Annotated in this window: 21 protein-coding genes; 15 read left to right on the top strand and 6 right to left on the bottom strand. The window is 38.5% G+C overall.

Annotated elements, in window-relative coordinates; translation table 11 throughout:
* Positions 1 to 63: 63 nt before the first annotated feature.
* Positions 64 to 1,173, top strand: a complete 1,110-nt coding sequence (locus QZN27_RS03480) for an ABC transporter permease (protein WP_296783671.1) — start codon at positions 64 to 66, stop codon at positions 1,171 to 1,173.
* A gap of 9 nt (positions 1,174 to 1,182) precedes the next feature.
* Positions 1,183 to 1,881: an ABC transporter ATP-binding protein gene (locus tag QZN27_RS03475; RefSeq protein WP_296783668.1), complete on the top strand. Its 699-nt coding sequence runs from the start codon at positions 1,183 to 1,185 to the stop codon at positions 1,879 to 1,881.
* Between the two features lie 497 nt (positions 1,882 to 2,378).
* Here the strand turns inward: QZN27_RS03475 and QZN27_RS03470 are convergent, their stop codons facing one another.
* Positions 2,379 to 2,621 (bottom strand): DUF357 domain-containing protein, encoded by a 243-nt coding sequence (locus QZN27_RS03470; protein ID WP_116592543.1) that lies wholly within the window; start codon positions 2,619 to 2,621, stop codon positions 2,379 to 2,381.
* Positions 2,618 to 3,184, bottom strand: coding sequence for an archaetidylinositol phosphate synthase (gene pgsA, locus QZN27_RS03465; protein ID WP_296783666.1), 567 nt, complete (start codon positions 3,182 to 3,184; stop codon positions 2,618 to 2,620). Before pgsA ends, QZN27_RS03470 begins: the two co-directional genes overlap by 4 nt.
* Before the next feature lie 36 nt (positions 3,185 to 3,220).
* Here pgsA and QZN27_RS03460 point away from each other — a divergent pair, with 36 nt between their 5' ends.
* Entirely contained in the window at positions 3,221 to 3,802 is a 582-nt protein-coding gene (locus QZN27_RS03460; RefSeq protein WP_296783663.1) for an L-threonylcarbamoyladenylate synthase, read from the top strand.
* Between the two features lie 3 nt (positions 3,803 to 3,805).
* Here the strand turns inward: QZN27_RS03460 and QZN27_RS03455 are convergent, their stop codons facing one another.
* The gene (locus QZN27_RS03455) at positions 3,806 to 4,708 is read right to left on the bottom strand and encodes a hypothetical protein (protein ID WP_296783660.1); all 903 of its coding nucleotides are present in this window, start codon (positions 4,706 to 4,708) and stop codon (positions 3,806 to 3,808) included.
* A gap of 217 nt (positions 4,709 to 4,925) precedes the next feature.
* Between QZN27_RS03455 and radB the strand changes: the two genes are divergently transcribed.
* From radB to QZN27_RS03435, 4 genes are read left to right on the top strand one after another with little or no spacing between them, the layout of a single operon-like run.
* Positions 4,926 to 5,630, top strand: coding sequence for a DNA repair and recombination protein RadB (radB, locus tag QZN27_RS03450; protein ID WP_296783657.1), 705 nt, complete (start codon positions 4,926 to 4,928; stop codon positions 5,628 to 5,630).
* 59 nt (positions 5,631 to 5,689) lie between these two features.
* Entirely contained in the window at positions 5,690 to 6,865 is a 1,176-nt protein-coding gene (locus QZN27_RS03445; protein ID WP_296783654.1) for a pyridoxal phosphate-dependent aminotransferase, read from the top strand.
* A gap of 6 nt (positions 6,866 to 6,871) precedes the next feature.
* Entirely contained in the window at positions 6,872 to 7,588 is a 717-nt protein-coding gene (locus QZN27_RS03440; protein ID WP_296783644.1) for a 4Fe-4S binding protein, read from the top strand.
* On the top strand, positions 7,585 to 7,962 hold the full coding sequence (locus tag QZN27_RS03435) for a putative zinc-binding protein (RefSeq protein ID WP_296783641.1): 378 nt from the start codon (positions 7,585 to 7,587) through the stop codon (positions 7,960 to 7,962). The genes QZN27_RS03440 and QZN27_RS03435 overlap by 4 nt, the downstream gene beginning before the upstream one ends.
* Before the next feature lie 26 nt (positions 7,963 to 7,988).
* Here the strand turns inward: QZN27_RS03435 and QZN27_RS03430 are convergent, their stop codons facing one another.
* The gene (locus QZN27_RS03430) at positions 7,989 to 9,767 is read right to left on the bottom strand and encodes a ribosome biogenesis/translation initiation ATPase RLI (RefSeq protein ID WP_296783638.1); all 1,779 of its coding nucleotides are present in this window, start codon (positions 9,765 to 9,767) and stop codon (positions 7,989 to 7,991) included.
* A gap of 187 nt (positions 9,768 to 9,954) precedes the next feature.
* Here QZN27_RS03430 and QZN27_RS03425 point away from each other — a divergent pair, with 187 nt between their 5' ends.
* The 7 genes from QZN27_RS03425 to QZN27_RS03395 all read left to right on the top strand — a co-directional run bounded on the left by QZN27_RS03425 (position 9,955) and on the right by QZN27_RS03395 (position 17,632).
* Positions 9,955 to 10,503 (top strand): hypothetical protein, encoded by a 549-nt coding sequence (locus QZN27_RS03425; protein WP_296783636.1) that lies wholly within the window; start codon positions 9,955 to 9,957, stop codon positions 10,501 to 10,503.
* 100 nt (positions 10,504 to 10,603) lie between these two features.
* Positions 10,604 to 10,942, top strand: a complete 339-nt coding sequence (pth2, locus tag QZN27_RS03420) for an aminoacyl-tRNA hydrolase (protein ID WP_292602968.1) — start codon at positions 10,604 to 10,606, stop codon at positions 10,940 to 10,942.
* Positions 10,943 to 10,992: 50 nt separating this feature from the next.
* Positions 10,993 to 11,655 carry a delta 1-pyrroline-5-carboxylate synthetase gene (locus QZN27_RS03415; protein ID WP_394346852.1) on the top strand — a complete coding sequence of 221 codons (663 nt, stop codon included), beginning with the start codon at positions 10,993 to 10,995 and terminating at the stop codon, positions 11,653 to 11,655.
* Position 11,656: 1 nt separating this feature from the next.
* The gene (locus QZN27_RS03410; protein ID WP_292602964.1) at positions 11,657 to 11,818 is read left to right on the top strand and encodes a zinc finger domain-containing protein; all 162 of its coding nucleotides are present in this window, start codon (positions 11,657 to 11,659) and stop codon (positions 11,816 to 11,818) included.
* A 20-nt stretch (positions 11,819 to 11,838) separates the two neighbouring features.
* Positions 11,839 to 12,108, top strand: coding sequence for an elongation factor 1-beta (locus QZN27_RS03405; RefSeq protein ID WP_296783629.1), 270 nt, complete (start codon positions 11,839 to 11,841; stop codon positions 12,106 to 12,108).
* A 215-nt stretch (positions 12,109 to 12,323) separates the two neighbouring features.
* Positions 12,324 to 15,902, top strand: coding sequence for a C1 family peptidase (locus QZN27_RS03400; protein ID WP_296783626.1), 3,579 nt, complete (start codon positions 12,324 to 12,326; stop codon positions 15,900 to 15,902).
* Positions 15,903 to 16,915: 1,013 nt separating this feature from the next.
* On the top strand, positions 16,916 to 17,632 hold the full coding sequence (locus QZN27_RS03395) for a DUF4012 domain-containing protein (protein WP_296783623.1): 717 nt from the start codon (positions 16,916 to 16,918) through the stop codon (positions 17,630 to 17,632).
* A gap of 7 nt (positions 17,633 to 17,639) precedes the next feature.
* On the opposite strand, the gene QZN27_RS03390 is transcribed toward QZN27_RS03395, so the two are convergent.
* A complete protein-coding gene (locus tag QZN27_RS03390) occupies positions 17,640 to 18,536 on the bottom strand; it encodes a type II secretion system F family protein (RefSeq protein ID WP_296783618.1) in 897 nt (298 codons plus the stop codon).
* 5 nt (positions 18,537 to 18,541) lie between these two features.
* Complete coding sequence (locus QZN27_RS03385; protein WP_296783615.1) at positions 18,542 to 19,966, bottom strand: CpaF family protein; 1,425 nt, start codon at positions 19,964 to 19,966, stop codon at positions 18,542 to 18,544.
* Between the two features lie 138 nt (positions 19,967 to 20,104).
* On the opposite strand from QZN27_RS03385, the gene QZN27_RS03380 reads away from it, so the two are divergent.
* Positions 20,105 to 20,955 (top strand): methyltransferase (locus QZN27_RS03380; protein WP_296783612.1); only part of this gene is annotated, 851 nt, incomplete at its 3' end.

Here is a 20,955-nt window from a genome sequence, read left to right as displayed (position 1 = left end):
GATTTTTGCATCTTGGCTAATGGTATAATTAGTTATTTATATATTACACTACTATTTAGTATTATGTCATTTTTAAAATTTATTCTTAAAAATCCATTCAGGAGAAAGAACAGTGCAATACTGGCTATTGTGGGCATTGCAATAGGCATCATTGTCATTGTGGCTCTTGGTGGAATCACAGATGGTCTTGTAAATACCTTTGAAGACACAATTCATGCGGGAGGTGCCGACTTTCAGATTTCAGGAAAGGAAACCGGGGATTCGGCTTATGGTACAAACACCATTGATGCATCATGGACAGACAAGATTTCAAAGGTTGAAGGCGTAGAATCAGCATATCCGATTTATGTCGTTCTGACATCGGTAGGTGATGATTACATGAATACGCTGATCGGTATTGACCCTGCAGGTACGGAATTGGCAGACATATCCATGAAGGATGGAAGAATAATGGAGGATGGTGAAAACGAGGCCATTCTCGGTGAAATATATGCCGATGACAATGACTATAAGGTGGGGGATGAAATCAAAATCGACGGCGAGGAATTTAAGGTTGTGGGAATCTATGAAACAGGAGATTCCAACATGGCCGGCGGAGTCTTCACATCAATCTCCAAGGTTGGGGAGCTGATGGATGATGAGGATTCAATTTCAAACATCTATGTCAAGGTCGAAAAGGGCGCTGACGCTCAGGAAGTTGCCGACAGGATTGATGCGAAATACGGTGATGACATAACAACAATCACATCAGTAATGGAGATGACACAAATGGCAGACATGTTGAACATGCTTCAGGCATCCACCTGGGCGATTTCACTTCTGGCCATTGTTGTGGGAGGTCTTGGAATCATCAACACAATGCTCATGTCAGTATTTGAAAGAACAAGAGAAATTGGAGTTTTGAAAGCTGTCGGATGGTCAAACAAAAGAATTCTTGGAATGATTGTTGGTGAATCATTGGTAATTACAATTGTCTCAGCCATTATAGGCTCTTTAATTGGATTTGGGGCATGCACACTTCTGGGTCCGCAAATGGGAATCGAACCGTTGTTCACTCCAAAGATATTCATTCAGGCATTTGCCATAGCTATTGCGGTCGGAATCGTCGGAGGACTTTATCCTGCAATCAAGGCGGTCAAGCTTCCGCCGACAGAGGCATTGAGGTACGAGTGAGGTGATATTATGAATGCTGTAGAGATAAATGGATTGTACAAAAGCTATGAGGACGGAAAGATCAAGGCACTGAATGGCATAGACCTCACAATCGCCGATGGGGAATTCGTTTCAATCATAGGTCCGTCAGGTTCCGGAAAGTCAACATTGCTCAATATGCTGGGCGCCTTGGATGTTCCGGATTCAGGATCAATCAACGTTGCAGGTCAGGACCTGAAGTCATCCAAAAAGCTCAATGAGTTCAGGGCGGAAAGCATAGGATTCATTTTCCAGCTGCACAATCTGATTCCGAACATTTCCGTTGTTGAAAACATAGAAATTCCGATGTTTACACAGAAATTGTCATCCAAAGAGATGAGGTTAAGGGCACTGAAGCTGCTGGATGATGTCGGTCTTAGGGACAAGGCAGACATGAAGCCGAATAAATTGTCTGGTGGTGAGCGCCAAAGGGTGGCCATCGCCCGTGCACTTGCCAACAACCCATCAATTATATTGGCGGATGAACCCACAGGATCACTAGATTCAAAGACAAGTAGCAGAATCCTTAAGCAACTAATCGATTTGCATGAAAAGAAGAATGTAACTCTGATTATTGTAACTCATGATATGGATGTGGCCAAACTTGCAGACAGAGTTATCGAAGTTTTGGATGGTGAGATAATATCTGCCGGTGATGACTCTTTAATCAACAGTAAAATTGATGTCTAGACATCAAATTTTACTTTTCTTTTTTTTAAGATATTTTAATGTTTCAATAGGATATTATTTTTAGAAATAGTTCATGTATCAAATTTTAATTTTAATAGGGTGAATCTATAGACATCAGGACATTATTGCTTCTAAGAGGAAGATAATAACTCAATTTTTCATCTCACAATGAGGTAATTAAATATCAACAAGTCAATGATGGTCTGGAAACTGATGTTTCATGAGGCTTTTTCTCCTGAGATGGCCAATATTTAGTTTTTTCTTAATATTAGTTAAGCTTATATATTCAAACTATCAATATAATTAACAAGAGACTACTATTGAGTAGATCTCTATTGAGAGCGAATGTATTATATTTAATGTCTATGGGATATTGTGGAGATTTTTTTTCTCTGCAATGACATTATTTGCTATTTTTTTTTATTTTAACTGTTTTTTAAAATTTTTTTCGTTCAGTTAAAAATTTAATTTATATTTATTTCATAAAAATAGTGAAATCAGATGATTCCATGAATCATCCGTAAGGCATCAAGCAAACCGTGACTGTACTCGATACAGCCGAATGCGGTCCTCATGTCCTCTTTTTCAAGGTAATATTTGGAATCGTTCCAGTAGTCGATTGCCCTGTCATAGACTTCCTTTTCCTTTCCGACAAACTCTATGTGGGCCACCTGATTCAGGTTCCTTTCAAGTTTTGCAATGTCCTTTGCTATCTTTTCCGGGCTTTCCAGTTCAGTCATTTCAATTGCCTCCAAACGTAAACGATTCTCTGTGCTACAGTAAAGTAGGATAATACTACTAACAAGTAAATAATGTATGTAAAGTAGATGTCGCCTGCAAAGTAGCCGATTATTGCTCCGACCATCAATATAATCATCCTGACTGCCCTTTCAGCAATTCCGATGTTGCACTCTGCACCCTGTGATTCCGCCCTTGCACGGACATAGCTTACTGTTATCGCTGAATGTATTGCCAGAACACCGACAAACCAGTCGCAGTATCCTCCGAATATGATTCCGATATAGATTATCGCATCCGCAAACCTGTCCATTGTTGAGTCAAGGAATGCGCCGAATGGGGATGCCCTGTCATGGTATCTTGCAACCGCACCGTCGACAACATCAAGAAATCCTGAAAACAGTATCGCAATAAATCCTAAAATCAGATTGTGATTTGCAAATCCGTATGCCGCAAGAACTGCAACGAACGGGGATATTACCGTTACGATATTAGGATTGATGTTCAGATTTCGGGCTAGCGGGTTCAGTATTTTTGTCAATAATGGTCTTAAACTTTGAAGCATAATTATATATAAATATTTTATACAATATAAAGATGAATGAAAGTATTAAAAACAAGTATTGATGAAGTTGACATGAAAGTCATATCCCAGGCAATAAGTGTCCTGGCCGATGGTGGAGTGGTTCTCTACCCTACCGACACGGTCTATGGGCTCGGGGCAAATATATTTGATAATAATGCCGTTAGAAGAGTATTTGATATTAAAAAAAGAAGCTATCTGAAGCCCCTTTCGATACTTGTAAGTGATATTGGGGCAATAGACCTGGTCGCCAAGGCGTCACTGTCCCAAAAGAAAACCATCAGCGAATACCTTCCAGGACCATACACATTCATTTTAAACAAAAGGAAAATCGTTCCAAGATCCGTCACCGGAGGATTAAGTAATGTGGGCGTAAGGGTTCCGGACTGTGAAATCGCATGCAAATTGGCAGGCATTTTCCCGATAACCACGACAAGCGCCAATCTCTCCGACGACGAAATGCTGTCAAATCCCACAGAAATCCTGGAGCAGCTCGGCTGCGAAGTGGATCTTGTGATTGATGTGGGCGAGCTTGAATCCAAAAGTGCATCATCAATCATCGATTTGACAGGTTTAAATCCAAAAATAATAAGAGATTAGGGATTAATCTCTTCTGACGTTTATTGCAGCTATTGTTACAAGCGCAATCAGTAACAGTATTATTCCCAAGGTTCTTTTTCCGGTAACCTGTTTTGACAGGTTTATTGATTTGGTATTATTTTCTTTTGAAACCTTTCGGGCATTGTCTGCTGCTGTTTTGCCGCTTCCTTCTGCAGGTTCGGCAATATTTTTTTGTTCTTCCTTTGAGGTAGTGTTTTCAATGGAACTGGCATTATTTTCATGTTTATCGGTGGAGGTAGTGTTTTCAGTAGCGTTAGTAATATTTTGATTTTCACTTGCTGTGCTGTTTGAACTGGTTGCATTGCCGATTATCTCTCTGACAATGTCTCTGTAGGTTATCTTATATGCAAAGAAGTTCTGATGTTCTGATTTGTCTGAACTCAATACCTGGAAATCAAACACCGCTTCGGTTGTATTGTTGATTTGCCTTACGGCTCCATTGTCAGGGATTGTCTTTGTTGATGCTGTTGATTTGATGTTTTCGATTAGAATCGGATCTATTCTCCATCCGTTGAAATCATCGGTAAAGTGCCAGATTGTATGCTGTGTGACAATGTCGTTTCTCATCGCATCATCATAATAGTCCACAAAATAGACTTTCAGGTAGTTGCCTACACTTTCGCCTGAATTCTTGTTTGTGGCATATGTTGTATCCTGTACACTATATTCCTGGCCGGTCTTTGCCTCGTGCTCTCCATAGTTGATGCAGTATCCGTTATAGCCGTTGTCAAAGGTAATGTTGACATGGCCGTCCTCTCTTGCAAGGACCTCTTCCTCGGATTCGCTGCTTTTAAAGATATTTGTCTCGTTTTCTGCAGATACGAAATTCATGCAGGTTGTGACTGCAAATATTATCATTAGGATTGTAATCAGGGGTTTTTTCAATATTATTCACCTCTTGTGATTTTGTACTATTGGCATTGTTTGAGGTTATATATAAAGGTAAGGTAACTGTTTGGTCACTATGGATTAAATAATCGTTAAAATTTCAAATAAAATCATAATAACTGATTTTAACTGTTATTTTAATGTTTTAACTCCATTAACCAATATTTGATATCGATTAAAAATTTTTATAACATATAAAAATCAATATTGTATCATGAAAGTATTGGCCAATTTTGAAGACAATCATAAAATCCCATCAAACTCATCACTCGATGATTTGCTCGAGGGAGGTTTTGAAAAGGGCTGCATAACCCAGATATTCGGATCTCCAAGTTCCGGTAAAAGTAATGTAGCGTTGATGCTGACAGTCAATGTTGCAAAGACCGGCAGAAAAGTAATATACATTGACACCGAAGGAGGAATATCAATCGACAGAATCAAGCAGATTTCAGGACCTTATTTTTCACAGGTGGCCAATAACATAATGGTTTTCGAACCGACTGATTTTCTGCAGCAGACCGAGAATCTGAGGTCAATCGACGTGTGGCTTAGAAAGCACCATGAGGAGGTTGACCTGATAGTGCTTGACTCGGCCGTTGCGCTTTACCGGGTGGATGACATGAAGTCATATAAGCTGAGCAAGGAGCTGAGAAAGCAGATTCAGCTGCTGTCAAACATCGCCCGCAGATATGACATTGCGGTAATCATCACAAACCAGATTTACAATGCATTTGATGATGAGGGAAACAGCGAAGTCAAGGCGGTCGGCGGTGATATTATTGCCTACATCAGCAAGGTCATCATAAGATTGGAGCGCGGAAATGAGATTGACCAGAGGATTGCCACCTTAATGCGCCACAGAAGTCTTCCAGAAGGAAGGCAGGTTACTTTTTCAATCACCTCAAATGGTATTGAGTAGGTTAATTTTATTAACAATTAAAAATATATATTAATTTTGGAATTGTTTGAGCTGATAATATGAGGGAAAAGGATTTCGATATTAAAAACCCAAAAAAGAAATTTCAAAAAACCGAAAGAGTACCTCCAGAAGGATATGAATGTGCTAACGACTTTTTTGAAGATATGTATATGGACAAGGACATGATTTGGATGGGCCAGAACACCAACCATTTGCATGACGATACAATAGCCGATGCTATGATTGAGGCCATTAAGGAAAAGACATTCTGCAGATATCCTGCCCCTGAAGGATTCAGTGAACTTAAACAATTGATTTTAGACGATTTGGGATTAAAGGATTTGGAAGTGTTGTTGACCTCCGGTGCAACAGAATCCCTGTATCTTGTTATGCAGGCACTTCTTGAACCTGAAGACAATGTGATTTTATCCGATCCTGGTTATTTCATCATTGGAGACTTTGCAAACAGATTTGCAGGTGAAGTAAGGTATGTTCCGATTTATTATCCGGAAAACAACTACAAGTTAACTCCAAAGCTTTTAAGGGAGAACATGGATGAAAACACCCGTATGGTAATATTGATAGATCCTTTAAATCCGTTAGGTTCATCATATACAGAAGATGAACTCAAGGAATTTGCAGAAATTGCAAAGGAAAACGACTTATACTTATTGCATGACATTACATACAAGGATTTCGCAAGAGAGCACTTTTTAGTGGAAAACTTTGCTCCGGGCCAAACCTTGACAATCTACAGCTTTTCAAAAATATTTGGAATGGCCGGTTTAAGGGTTGGAGGAGTTGTGTCCTCAAAACCTATAATAGATGCAATCAAAAATGCTGTAGTCAACGATTTGGGCGTAAACATCATTTCACAGTACGGTGCGATTGCAGGACTTAAATCAAAATCTCAATGGTTTGACAAAATGAGGGAAACCTGCTTTGAAAACCAAAGGCTCATCAATGAAATGATTGAGCCGATTGAAGGTGTGTTCCTGCCGGTTTATCCGTCAGATGCAAACATGATGGTGATTGACCTTTCCGGTGCGGGAATAAATCCTAAAGCGATGTCAAATTACCTGATTGAGAAAAAACTGTTCACAAGAGAAGGAGAATACACTTCCGAAGAGTTTGGAGACAGATACTTGCGTATAAGTTTTTCAATTCCAACTGAGGAAGTTAAAATATTCTGTGAAGAGTTCCCTAAGGCCGTTGAGGCTTTAAGGACAAAATAGGTTCGCATGAGATTCAGATATCATCAACCTATTCCAAATTTTTATGAAATTGAAAACCCTCACCATCCCAAAACCACAATTGATGACGATTTTTTAAATGAATTCAGAGACATTGCCATTGCCTCAAGATTTGCCGGTTTGAGCTATGCCAAATTGAACGATGAATTTAAAAGGGAATGGGACATCGACTGGGATAATATCATAATTCTAAAATATGCAATGTCTGAAGAAATCTTGAAAATGGACCCCTCAAGGGAAAAGTGCATACTGATGGATGAGGAGTTCCAGGAAGTCGGTGCAAAGGCATTTGCTCTTGCAGACATCTTAAGGGAAAACGGCTTTAAGGCAGACCTGATCAATCCCCTGGATGACCGTGTGAGCCTGAGGGCGATTGCGCTTCAGTCAAATGATGCGGTAATCACAAGAAGCAACATGTGCCTTTTTAAGGAAGGATTGAACCTTGGGTTTTTCATGATTGAAACCTCAATCGAAAATCTGCCGTTCAAAACTGAAAACGAGCTGGAATGGGTCCGTGACTACTGCTCAACCTGTGGAGTATGCATTGACAGATGTCCTGAAAATGCATTTGATGATGATGAAAAGTTTTTAAGGAAATTGTGCACTGCCCATCGTGAAGGATGCAGCGTCTGCATCAATTTCTGTCCGTTTTACAAAAGAGGTTATGATAAAGTTAAAAAAAGATATTCGAGGATGAAAAAATGAGTGATAAAATAGCATTGGTATCATGTAGTGGATTGTCTCCATTAGGGTTAGTTGTAAGGGCCGCCAGCGTTGAGTTGGCATTGGAAAATGAAAACATTGTTGCGGCTTGCATTACCGAGTATTCAGCACAGCCAAACAATTGTGCACCTATTCTGGATGATGCAGAGATTGTTACAATTACAGGTTGCGCTGATGATTGCGCTTCAGTAATCCTGAATGAAAAGAATATTGAATCAGTCAAAAACATCGCTGCTGATGCAATTGTCAAGGCTTATGATTTAAATCCGTTGGATGCGGTTCGCCTTGATGAAGACGGTGAAAAGGCAGTTGAAATATTGAAAAGATATATCCTGAAAGAATTGGAAAATATTTAAAAAAAATAAAATTAAGAGAATTCTACTTAATCGGATAAGTAGTAATATTCTCCTTTTTCTTTTTGCTCACGGTCTTTGTAACTGTCGAGCTTGTTAACCCTTGGTCTTTTGGTTTCCTTATCCCTTCTGAATGTAATGTTGAGGTTTCCTAAAAACTCGTTCATTGCATTCCTTAAGTCGGTCGGCTTTGAAGCATGACCGTTGAGACCAGGAGTTCCGTCAAACACCATTGCCCTGTCGGAGATGTAGTCGATAAATACGATATCGTGGTCAACAATAAGTGAGGCTGCATTCTGGCTTTCAACCATCTTACGAATGACTCTTGCGGCAATCAGCCTCTGCTCAACATCCAGAAATGCTGTCGGCTCGTCGAAAAGATAGATTTCAGCGTCCTTTGACAGTGTTGCGGCAATTGCCAGCCTTTGAAGCTCACCACCACTCAGGCCTTTGACAGGCTTGTCTAGCATTTCATCCAGTGTCAGAGGTTTCATTATTTCGCTTTCAAAGATTTTTGATCCGAAACTTGGCGCGTTCATGAATAAAAAGTCGCTTACAGTTCCTTCAAAGTTTGAAACGATATATTGTGGCTTGTATGCTATTGTAACCTCTTCGTCAACTTCTCCGGTTGTAGGCTCTTCCACGCCAGCCAATATCTTGGCGAATGTTGTCTTACCTATACCGTTTGACCCGAATGCTGTGACGATTTCATCATAGAATATTTCGCCCGCATCTGCAGTCAGGCTGAATCCGTCATACTCCTTTGACAGGTCGGAATAGCTTGCAAGTGAATCTCCTTCGTCTTCAGGAGTAGGTGGTCTGATTGTAAATTCGATAGGATTTCTCCTGATTCTCACATTCTCTTCAGCTAAAAATCCGTTGATGTATGCATTGATACCTAAACGAACTCCTTTTCTGCCTGAAACTACACCATATCCTCCAGGCTGTCCGTATAGGATATGGATATTGTCGGACAGTGCGTCCAATGTGGCGAGGTCGTGTTCGATGACAAGCACGCTTTTGCCCTCTTCGGCAAGTGACCTGATTACCTTAACCGCATTCAGCCTTTGTGACACGTCAAGCCAGGATGTCGGTTCGTCGAAGTAGTAGAAATCGCCTTCCCTCAGGACGGTTGCAGCTATAGCAACCCTCTGAAGCTCTCCTCCACTCAGGTTTTCCATCTTACGGTCAAGAACGTTTTCCAGCTGCAGTTCTTCGGTAACATATTCAAGCTTGTCACGTTCATTAACATTACTTAATAAATCTTTTACCTTACCTTTCACGACCTTTGGAAGCTTGTCGACCATTTGAGGTTTGAGGATGGTCTTGATGTTGCCTTCGGACAGGTCCTGGAAGTATTTCTGAAGTGATGACCCTTTGTAAAAGTCAATCACTGCATCCCAGTTTTCAGGCTTGTTTTCAAAGTCTCCGAAGTTTGGAATCAGGCTTCCTGACAGGATGTTCATGATTGTGGACTTACCGATTCCGTTTGGACCGAGAAGTCCTAAAACGGTTCCCGCTTCCAGATTAGGTAATCCGAACAGTTCAAACTGGTTTTGTCCGAATCTGTGGATCGGTTCGCCTGCCGCTTCTGGCAAGTTTATGATTGAAATAGCATCAAATGGGCATCTGTTGGTACATATTCCGCACCCTTCACATAATTCTTCAGATATCAACGGTTTTTTTGTATCTTCGTCCACCACTATTGTGTCCTCATCCATTCTGACGCCGGGACAGTAGTGTATGCAAAGATAATCGCATTTTTTGGGTTGACATCTGTCTTTGTCTAAAATTGATATACGACTCATTATAATCTCCTTAAAAATATAATCATATATAATTCTGTTAATTCTATATAATTAAATTATTGCAATATTTGCCCTGGTGCATTTCGCAATTATGATATAATTTGCCAACATTTTTGCCTCAAATATGATAAAAGTTTTAAGTAATTAAGTTTAAATGTAAAATATAGAAGTTTATTTTGGTGATTAAATGAGAATCAATAAAATATTAGGTTTATTTTTAGTATTTGTAATACTGATTTCCGCTTGCGGAGTTGTTTTTGCAGATTCTGGAAGTGACGGATCATCTGATAGTTCAGATTCTGGAAGTGACGGATCATCTTCATCTGACACACCTAGTCCATCTTCAGATTCATCTTCAGATAGTTCAAGTAGCTCTGATACTTCAGCGGATACTAGTTCAAGTAGTTCTGATTCCAGTTCTGATTCTGGTTCAAGTTCCAGTTCCAGTTCCAGTTCTGATTCTGGTTCCAGTTCAAGTTATAGCGGCGGTCAAAGTTCATACTCTTATTCAACTGACCAACCAACATACAGTTATTCAGACTACGCTGACTCAACTGGTAATGTTACAAATGTCACAAATAATACACATCATAATTTGACAAACGCTACAAACCATACAAACGCTTCTGCAAATCAAGGATTTAATTTGACCGGTAATACATATCTTATAATGTTGATTATCGCAGTATTCATTGTTATTGCAGCAATTGTAGTTGTATACTTCAAATTAGAGTAGAAAACTAGATTATTTCTAGTTTTTTTATTTTTTTATTTTTATCAAGGCAGCGATAGTTAGGAAATTAATTTATTTTTTTAAAATGTATTGTGGGGATAAGATGAAACAGGTCATGATTGTCAGGACTGATTTAAAGATGCGCAAAGGAAAGATTGCAGCCCAGTGTTGTCATGGTGCAATTGGTGCGTATAAGAAATCGCCGGCTGACAAAATCAGAAAATGGGAAAATGAGGCCTATGCAAAGGTGGTTTTAAAAGTTCAGACTTTGGAGGAGCTGACTGAACTTAAAAAGATTGCCGATAAAAAGGGCATTGCAAATTATCTTGTAGTTGATGCGGGAAGGACCCAGATACCTACATCAAGCGTTACAGTTTTGGCACTTGGTCCGGATGAGGATGAAATCCTTGATGAAGTGACTGGTGATTTGAAACTTTTGTAGGCAATGTGTCATTTAATCGAAGCTGCTTTTAATTAAACATGGTTGAAATTATGTGCATAAAACAGGTTGTAAAAATCGGGGGAAGCCTATTTCCAGAATATGCAATTGATCTGGCAAAACGGCTTGAGAACACCGGTTCAGTTATAGTTTTGGGTGGCGGAGAATTTGCCAACTTGATTCGCAGATATGACTCTGAAATGAAATTCAGTGACGAGGCAAACCACTGGACAGCCATCGATTGCATGGAAATCATTGCAAAACTTGTAAACGATAAGGTGGATTCTGCAAGACTGGCATATACGTTGGATGAAGTTCGTGAAATATCCGATGAAGGATTCACTCCCATTTTTGTCGTTTCCGAATTTTTAAGAAAAGAGGATCCCTTCGAATGCAGCTGGGATGTGACTTCAGATTCGATTGCGGCATATGTTGCCCACCTCCTAAATGCAAACCTTTTAATAGTAACAAATGTAAATGGTATATATACCCATGAACCGAAAGAGCCAGGTTCAACATTCATAAGTAAAATCGATGCAACAACAATGCTAACTTTTCAGGAGTCATCGATTGATGCAATGCTGCCGACTCTTTTATTAAGGTATGGGACTGATTGTTATGTTGTGAATGGGAAGTGCCCAGAAAGGGTTATGTCTTTAATAGACGATAATATAAATGATTATAACTTCGATTACACACAAATAATAGGTGAATAGAATGAAAAAAGTTGAATGTATTTCATGTAAACAAGAAATTCCATTAACTGGAACATTCGTCGAATTCGAATGCCCAGAATGTGGAGCAAAAATAGCAAGATGTGAAAAATGCCGTACCTTCGGTCACGGTTACAAATGTGAATGCGGTTTTGAAGGACCATAAATTTAAAAGGAGGAATTAGAATGGGTGAAGTATTAACCACTATGAAAATCATGCCAGACAGTCCAGAAGAAGATTTAGAAGCTATTAAAGCAACTATTCAAGATTCAATGCCAGAAGGAGCTAAAATCCACGAAATTGCAGAAGAACCAATTGCATTCGGTTTAGTTGCAATCATCTTAAGCTTCATCACCGACGACGGTGAAGGCGGATCTGAACCTGTTGAAGAAATGGTTTCAGCAATCCCTGGTGTTGCCAGTATCGAGATTACTGGTGTCGGAAGATTAATGTAAATTTAATTCATTGATTTTTCCAATTATCATTTAAGTTATTTTTCAATAACTTATTTCACTTCTTTTTTTTTATTTCATATTTTCTTCTAATATGCTATTTTTTTGAAATTTTTCTAATGTATTATATACTTTGTATGACAAAATTTTAAATGTACTAATTAAATGGAGAAGATATCTTGAAGATTTATAAAATAAGCTTATTTATTTTAATATTGATGATTTTCTCTGTTGGATTTGCTTTTGCTGAAGATGCAAATCAGACTGACTCAGATTTAGGGGTAACTGATAATGAGGTTATATCTGAGGGGCAGGTAAAGTCTTACACTGACTTAAGCACTGATTTACATAATGGTACAGAGGTAAGTCTGACAGCAGATTATAGATATGATGGAACAAATGATAATCGTACGCAAGTGGAGTTTGTGGGAAGCGCTGGCCAGACCTATACAATAAACGGTAATAATCATGTTGTTGATGGTGATGGAAAGGCCGGTGCTCTTAAAATTAGAAATGTTACTAAGATTACCATTAATAATTTAACTTTTAAGAATTGTATTCAATCACCTATCGATGTTTATGAGAACTCAACTCTGATTTTAAACAATGTAACCTTTATAAATAATAAGGATGGCTCTTCCGGGGGAGCAATTTATGTTGATGATTCTTTTCTTACTGTAAACAATTGTAAATTTTCAGAAAACTACGCTAAATATGGAGCGGCAATCAGTGCACGTTTTAGTGTAGTGACCATCAACAAATCAGAATTCATGAATAAAAATCCTATGGAATGGTCATTGATATATGCTTCTGCAGGTTCAACTGTAAATATAAACGATTGTGCTTTCGCGAATTTAAAGGCCAAATATGCAACTGTAGCATATGCAATAACCAATTCATATCTCAGAACATACAACTCCACATTTGTTAACTTGTCTGCAAGTGCCACTGGTGGGGCCCTTGGTGTTAAGAATTCAAATAGGCCAATGATTACAGTTCAAAACTGCGAATTTGAAAATGTACGTGCCACTAGAAATGGTGGAGCTATTTTCATTGATGCAAATGCAGAAAGCGATGCATATTTAAGGGGATCTTCCGTTATCAATCTCACCAAGTTTACAAACTGTTCTTCCGAATTTGGTGGAGCAATACTTCAGCTGGGGGGATTTGTGAATGTTCTCAGTTCTCTTTTTGAAAACAATCATGCAGTATATAGCGGCGGAGCAATATACTCCTCAAATGCCACCGTTTATGCATTTGGCTCCATTTTTAAGAATAACTATATACAATATTCAAATAGCTTATCCCGAGGTGGAGCTCTATATGCAGATTACAGTAATGATGTTGACATCAGATTATGTAATTTCACAGACAACAATGCATCTGAGGGCGGAGCTATCTTTTTATATGATACCTCTTTCATAATTGTCGATTCAAATTCTCGTAATAATGGTGAATTTTTCCATTCCTATTTCAATAGTGCAAATTCAGAATTCAAAAATTGTGGTTTAGGTCCTCAAGGTCAACTTGATAAGTATGTTTTCGACGATGTATATTACCCTTATGTCGTTGATTTTGAAGGTAAAAAAATTGTTTTAAACCCTATTAAAATCAATGGAAGTGTAACCGACTCATTCTTTGATTTACGTAATTTCAATGCCACAACTCCAGTTAAAAACCAGGGATCAAACGGTGCCTGCTGGGCATTCGGTACAACCGGCGCACTTGAATCTGCATTCAAGATAGCTACCGGAATCACATTGGACATTTCCGAAAACAATATTCAAAATTCCGGATTAAGGTATTCCATATTTGGTAAACCGAGCCTCACTGAAGGAGGATATTTGATCAGCGGTGCAGGTTATGTTTTAAGCTGGCTTGGAATTGTCAATGCCGAATATGATGTTTATGACGAGCTTGGAAAAATATCTCAGATATTGTTCACTCCAGACAGCTATCACTTTACCGATGTGATGTTTGTCAACACCAAAAACAGCACCGCCGTAAAACAGGCATTGCTTAAATATGGTGCATTGACTATCCACGTTAACGGTGCAGACCCTCAAAATAAATATTATAATAAGACAAGTCATGCATTATACTGTGACAATAAGACCTTAGGAAACCATTTTGTAACAATTGTCGGATGGAATGACACATACAGCAGAACCAACTTTATTATGGACCCGGGTATGGATGGTGCATGGATTGTTAAAAACAGTTGGGGAACCGAGTGGGGAGATGAAGGATACTTCTACCTTTCATATGCTGACGCTCCATTATTGGATGCCGCTGCCATTGCATATATCATAAACAATACCGATGTTTACACTAAGCTTTATCAGTATGATATTCCGGCATTTGACGTATTTTTAACATATGATGGAGTCAACAGCCTTTCATATACCAACACTTATGATTCCATAGGCAATGATTTGATTGCAGCTGTCGGAACATACTTTTTAAATGATAACACTACATACACTATTAAAGTCAAAGTTAACGGAAACTTGGTTTATTCCCAAAAGGGAAAATCTGCTTATTATGGTTTCCAAACAATCAAGTTAGATAAAACTGTCGCTGTTAATAAAGGAGACAAGTTTTCTATCGAAATCGAAGTTGATAACAATAGGGTTCCTTGTGTTTATAATTCAAGATTGTTCTTCCAAAAGCAACATTCTGTTGTGGATACTCCAGAAGGACATGAGGAGTTGGCCAATAGAGGCAGAACTGCATCCATTAAGGTATATACTTTAAACAATGCCAATAATGTCAGTGGAGTAAAAGTATATTCCAACAATAAGACCAATCTTGAAATCAGGAGTTCAATTGAAGGAGCTGTCATAACCATTGCTAAAAGTGGTAAAAGTATAGCAAATGCCACTGTCAAGGATGGAAAAGTGGTATTCAATATGACCTTCGAAACTGGAAACTACACCATTATCACTTCCTTTGATGATGAGGAAATCATGAGCTCTCTTGAAATTTACCCGTCCATAGTAATGAATGAGGAGGTTACAAGGACTCTTAATTCTGACTTGTATATTTTAATCGGTTTTACAGATGAGGACGGCAATGCTTTGAATAATACTGTTTTCACTGGAAGCATTAACGGTAAAAATGTCACATTAGGAAAAACTAATGGTGAAGGTGTTTTAATTGTCCATAATCTTAACTTAAACATCGGCACACACCAGCTATTCGTTTATAATGACGTAACCGGTGATGAGGATTACATTATAATCAATATAGTTTCAAGATTCGGCAATGCAAACAATATTGTAATGGATTACTTTGACGGAACTGCATTTAAAGTAAGGGTTTATGATGACTTTGCCAATCCGTTGATTAAAGGTCAAAAAGTAACAATCACCATTAAAAATAAACGTTATACTGCAATTACTGATGCAAACGGTTATGTTTCATTTAAAATACCAAATGTTGTTACTCCTGGAACCTATACTTTAAAAGTCACATTTGCAGGTCAAACAATTTCAAAAACAGTTAAAGTAAAACAAGTTTTGAAATCTAAAAAGACTGTGACTGTTAAAAAATCCGCAAGGAAATTGGTTTTAAAAGCAACATTGAAAACCAGCAAAAACAAAGCCATCAAAAACAAGAAAATAACATTCAAATTCAAAGGCAAAACCTACAAGGCTAAAACCAACAAGAAAGGTATAGCTAAGGTAACAGTTAAAAAGAATGTTATCAAAAAACTCAAGAAAGGTAAAAAATACGCCGTTAAAATTACCTATCTTAAAGACACTATCAAAACTACAGTTAAAGTAAAAAGATAAGGGAAATTCATTTTTCCCTTTTAAATTTTTTTTGGTTAATCAAAATATTTATATGCTATGATCAACAACTATTATATAACATATGTTAATTTTTCAGAGTCATAGTGTTAAAAAATTTAGGCATACCTAAAAATTACCAAAACCTTTATATACTATGATGACCTACTTTTATACAAGTGACATGAATTTAGGCATACCTAAATTTTCACTTAACAAAACATATTATTAGTCAATAATAATACAATCTCCAAAATATAAATATTTGGTATTAAATTAGCTTTTCACAATTTTCTAATTTAATACAAGGGAAATCTTCTGCCAATATTTCCCGAAAAAACACGAATTGGTGTTTAACTCTCCTCAACAAAAACACCAATTAATTATCTATTTTAGATGAAAACATATAACTACTCTCAGAAATTAAATATGGCTTCCATATTTAATTTCACCTACTTTTATGGATTTTTTTGAAATCCGAATATTTTTTTGGTTGTCCAAAATATTTATATACCATGTTGATCTACTTTAATATAACACATGTTAATTTTTCAGAGCCATGGTGTAAAAAAATTTAGGTATACCTAAAAATTACCAAAACCTTTATATACTATGGTGACCTACTTTTATACAAGTGACATGAATTTAGGCATACCTAAATTTTCACTTAACAAAACATATTATCAGTCGATAATAATACAATCTCCAAAATATAAAAGATTTGTCAAATTAGATTTTTCACAATTTCTCTAATTTGGCGCCCGGGAAATCTTCTGCCAAAAATTTCCCAAAAAACACGAATTGGTGTTTAACTCTCCTCAACAAAAACACCAATCTATTATCTATTTTAGATGAAAACATATAACTACTCTCAGAAATTAAATATGGTTTACATATTTAATTTCACTATCCTTTTATGATTTTTTTTAAATTCTCTGTAATACATAACTATATTTATAATGAAATTTTAATTATAATATGCTTTAAAAAATATCAAATTAACGTAGGTAATTATCATGGATAGGACAAGAAGACTTATTATCGTAATACTTGTTGTTATTCTAATAGGATTGATAGCAGTTATTGCAGGAGCACTATTTTTAGGACATGACAGCATGCTTACTCATGGAAATAGAAATATCCTGGTATGTGCAATTGATGAGAGTGAAAGCAGGCCTGGAATGGGCGCTTGTGACATGGCATTCATCGTCAATTTAGAGAATGGTACTCTTAAAAATTACACTCCTTTCTATCCTGGAGACATGACACACCCTACAGCTTCCGAACCTAAGGAAGCGCAGGATCAGGGTGCGGGATCAGCGCTGCTTCTTCACGATGCATTCTGGGATGCCGACAATGAGAAGGGTTTGCAGTATGCAAAGGAAATTGTCGAATACCGTACAAACACCAAAATCGATTCCGTTGTAGCCATTAACAGTCAGGCTCTCGATGCGATTCTTTCCGCTGCAGGACCATTGAAAATCAATGGGGAAACTACAAATGCAAGTGGAATCGACATCATCCGTGAAGATGGAAACGGTGGTGTATCCAGAGGGGATGCAGTGATGGGTATTGTTAAGGCTGCGGCAAAAGCGGCTTCAAGCAGTCCTAGTGTTAAATCTGCAATGATAAATGCTGCACTCGACCAATATTCCAAAGGAAACATCGTCATGGATAAGGAAGGCGACTTTGCAGGATTACTTGCATCAAAAGGGTTTGAATCAATATTCTAACCCTAATTCAAATTTTAGGCTCTAGTTTTTTGATGAACAGTCCCATGAACATCACGACCAATGGGAAAAATATCACATAAATCACAAATATCAGTTCTGAGGATATCACATCACCCATAACCGTCGATGCTGCCATCAGCATAATCAGACTTATCACCGGCGCCAATATGGCTATAAATGTATAAATCAATATGAATGAGTTCAGCTTCTGCGAAAACTCTTTTAGTTTTATCTGCATATCAAATGAAATGTCCTTTGCAATTATCTCCAGGCTACCTGCCAGATTGCCTCCCACTCTAAGCGTTCCGACAATCTGGTGGATTGCCCGTGTGAGACCTTCGGACTTGACCCGATGCGACATTTCAAGCAGGGAATCCTCAGTCGGCTTTCCGAACTTGATTTCTTCAAGAACCCTGTTGAACTCCCTGGAAAGTGATCCGTAATTGGCATTCCTTATGGTTATCAGTGCATCGTGCAGTCCCCTTCCTGCCTTCAGCTCAATGCTCATATGCCTTAATGCATAGGGAAGCTCCTGATTCAAGTCAGAATAACCTCTCTGCTCTTTCATGTAGGGATACTGCAGCAGGAAGATGTAAATCATGACCACTATAATCAGATACATTCCGCCAATCTCCAGGCCGGTGAAAAGTGCAGTCACAACCAATCCGATAAACAGCAATCCCATTACATGTTTTTTCAAAAGGATTTCAAGCAATTCATCCCTTAATTTATCGAAGCGGGTTTCATAGTTTGTTTGTTTGGTATTGTTGTCGAAATTTAACTTTTCAAGCATTAACGGGTCGATGCGGGTGTTTTCATTCTCTCCTTTAAATGACAGGTCGGAAAAAAAGCTGATGAGGGATAATGCGCCTCCTCCTATGATTATGAAAAATCGGTCAAACATCCCACTCACCTGTTCAGAATAATCCTGTTTAAAACCTTCTTAGGATTTTTATAATACAGCTCTATAACGCTGTTGACCCCTTCAACTGAACGTATGTTCTGATTGATCATATGCTTTAACACCAGCTTTCTGTTTTCAATCTCGTTTTGAAGCTCGATGATTGACTTTCCGCTCAGGTTTGCAATTTGCTGCAGGGTATTGCTTGTTATGCCGATATTGTCGATTGTGTCCCTTTCGGGATTCCATTGGAATATCTTGTTCAGCTGGACAGTGCCTTCCTCCATGCCTACAACTTCGGCAACTTCGCTGATTCTCCTGAATGAAACTCCCGAAGGTGTGTAAATTCTGTTCTGCATTATTATAAAATCGATTGCCTGAATCATTATTTCGGGAACTGACATCGGTTCGTTGGTAAGTCTTGTTATGGTTTCCCTTGCGTCATTGGAGTGCAGGGTTCCAAAGCCTGAATGCCCTGTATTCAGTGCAGTGAAAAGGGTGATTGCCTCATCGGCCCTGACCTCTCCAACGATGATCCTGTCGGGGCGTTGCCTCAGTGAATTCTTGACAAGGTCATTCATTGTCAGCTCGCCCTTGCCCTCGACATTGGCAGGCCGTGTTTCCATCCGGATGACATGCTCGTGGGGAATCTGAAGCTCCAAGGTATCTTCAATTGTAATGATTCTCTCATTGGGATTTATGAATGCTGAAAGCGCATTCAATGTAGTAGTCTTTCCGGAACTTGTCCCTCCGGAAATTATGGCATTTGCTGATTTGACTCCAAGCCCGTCGATGCAAAGCCAGAGAAATCCCGCCAGGTCCAGGGAAATCGTCCTTGAATTAATCAAGTCGATGATGGTCAGAGGGTCTCTTTTAAACTTCCGTATGGTGAGCGAAGGCCCGTCAGCCGAAACGGGAGGTATTGTGGCATTGATTCTGGAGCCGTCCATAAGCCTTCCATCAAGAATCGGCGATTCCTGGTCAATCCTTCTGTTGATTTGTCTGGCAATAGAATCAATCAGGTCTCTGAGTTCGCCCTCATCGCTGAACTGGAGGTTTGTCTTCATCATTCCATATTCCCGATGGTAGACGAATATGGGCTTTGAAGTTCCGATAATCATGATTTCCTCAAGCTCATCATCCTGAATCAGGGGGTCAATTGCCCCATATCCGATGATGTCCCTCAGGAACTTTCGTGACAACCTGTCCAAATATTCATTTGAGATTCCATTATCTTGAAGTGTCCCGCTCAACCTTAAGGATAAAAAGTTCTTTATGTCATTTAACAGTCTTTCTTCACTCACCTGGAAGTTTTCGCCAGTTGATATGGCCAGGTCAACCAGGTTCTCGCGCATTTCTCCCAAAAGGACTTTCTCTTCGGGAGAGTATTCTTGCTTTGTTACATCATATTGTGGTATTATGTCCTTGTTCATATTTTCGCCAACGGTGATTTTCAGTTATAGTTACTAATTAGTATTACTAACTTATAAAGTTTTTATTACTTTTGAAAGCATTATTAGTGATATAAAACAATATTTAAACATTAATGCAATTTTGAGGTGGTTTTTATCTTGGAAATCGATGAAAAAATCAAATCGCTTGAAGAATGTGAAAAATGCAGGGATGTCCAAATAAAGAAATTTTCCCCATTGAAAGACCTGATTGATTTTGAAATTCTCGACGGGGAGTATATGAGATGCGAATGTGGAAAAAGGCCGCTGGATATTGTTATGAGCCATATTCTCAAAATCATGATTGAAGAGGGAATCGTGCCTGAAAAGGCAACTCTCAGAAGAAACTCTCCCGTGCCTCTGTCCGGATTTTACTACAGCAGCCTGAACCCGCAGTTCATTGGAGAAAAGGCACTGATACTGCTTCATCCTGATTTCACTAAGGATGCGGCATCAAGATTGATTGAAGAAGTTCCCGAGGTCAAATGTGTCCTTAAGGGAAGTCCGCAGAGCACTGTCGGCCAGTTGGATAAGGATTCACAAATCAGCCACTTTGAAATTCTTGAAGGCGATGACACCCAGATAAATGTCATGAGAACCCTGATTCGGGAAAAGATAGTTCTGGTCAAAAGACAGTCAAGACACCACATCGAAGTTGCAATGACCACCGAAGATAAGCTGGTAAGGCTGCACAACTTCCTGAACAATAATGGTATCAAAAATGGAACCGCAATTGACGGCATGTGCGGACTTGGAGCCCTTGGAATCTATCTGCTCAAATTCGGATTTGAAAAGGTGATTTTTAATGATATCAATCCCGAAATGATTGAGGCTTTGAAAAACAATCTGGAAATAAACGGCATTTCTGATGGCTATGAAATATTCAATGAGGCATTTGAGGATTTGGAATTTGGTGATGCTGATTTATGTGTCATAGATGCATTCCCCGGTGTGGATGTTGAGAAGATAGT

The sequence above is a fragment of the uncultured Methanobrevibacter sp. genome (assembly GCF_900316895.1).
Taxonomy (GTDB): Archaea; Methanobacteriota; Methanobacteria; order Methanobacteriales; family Methanobacteriaceae; genus Methanocatella.
The sequence above is the reverse complement of the archived record's forward strand: the minus strand, read 5'-3'. Positions and strand labels throughout refer to the sequence as shown.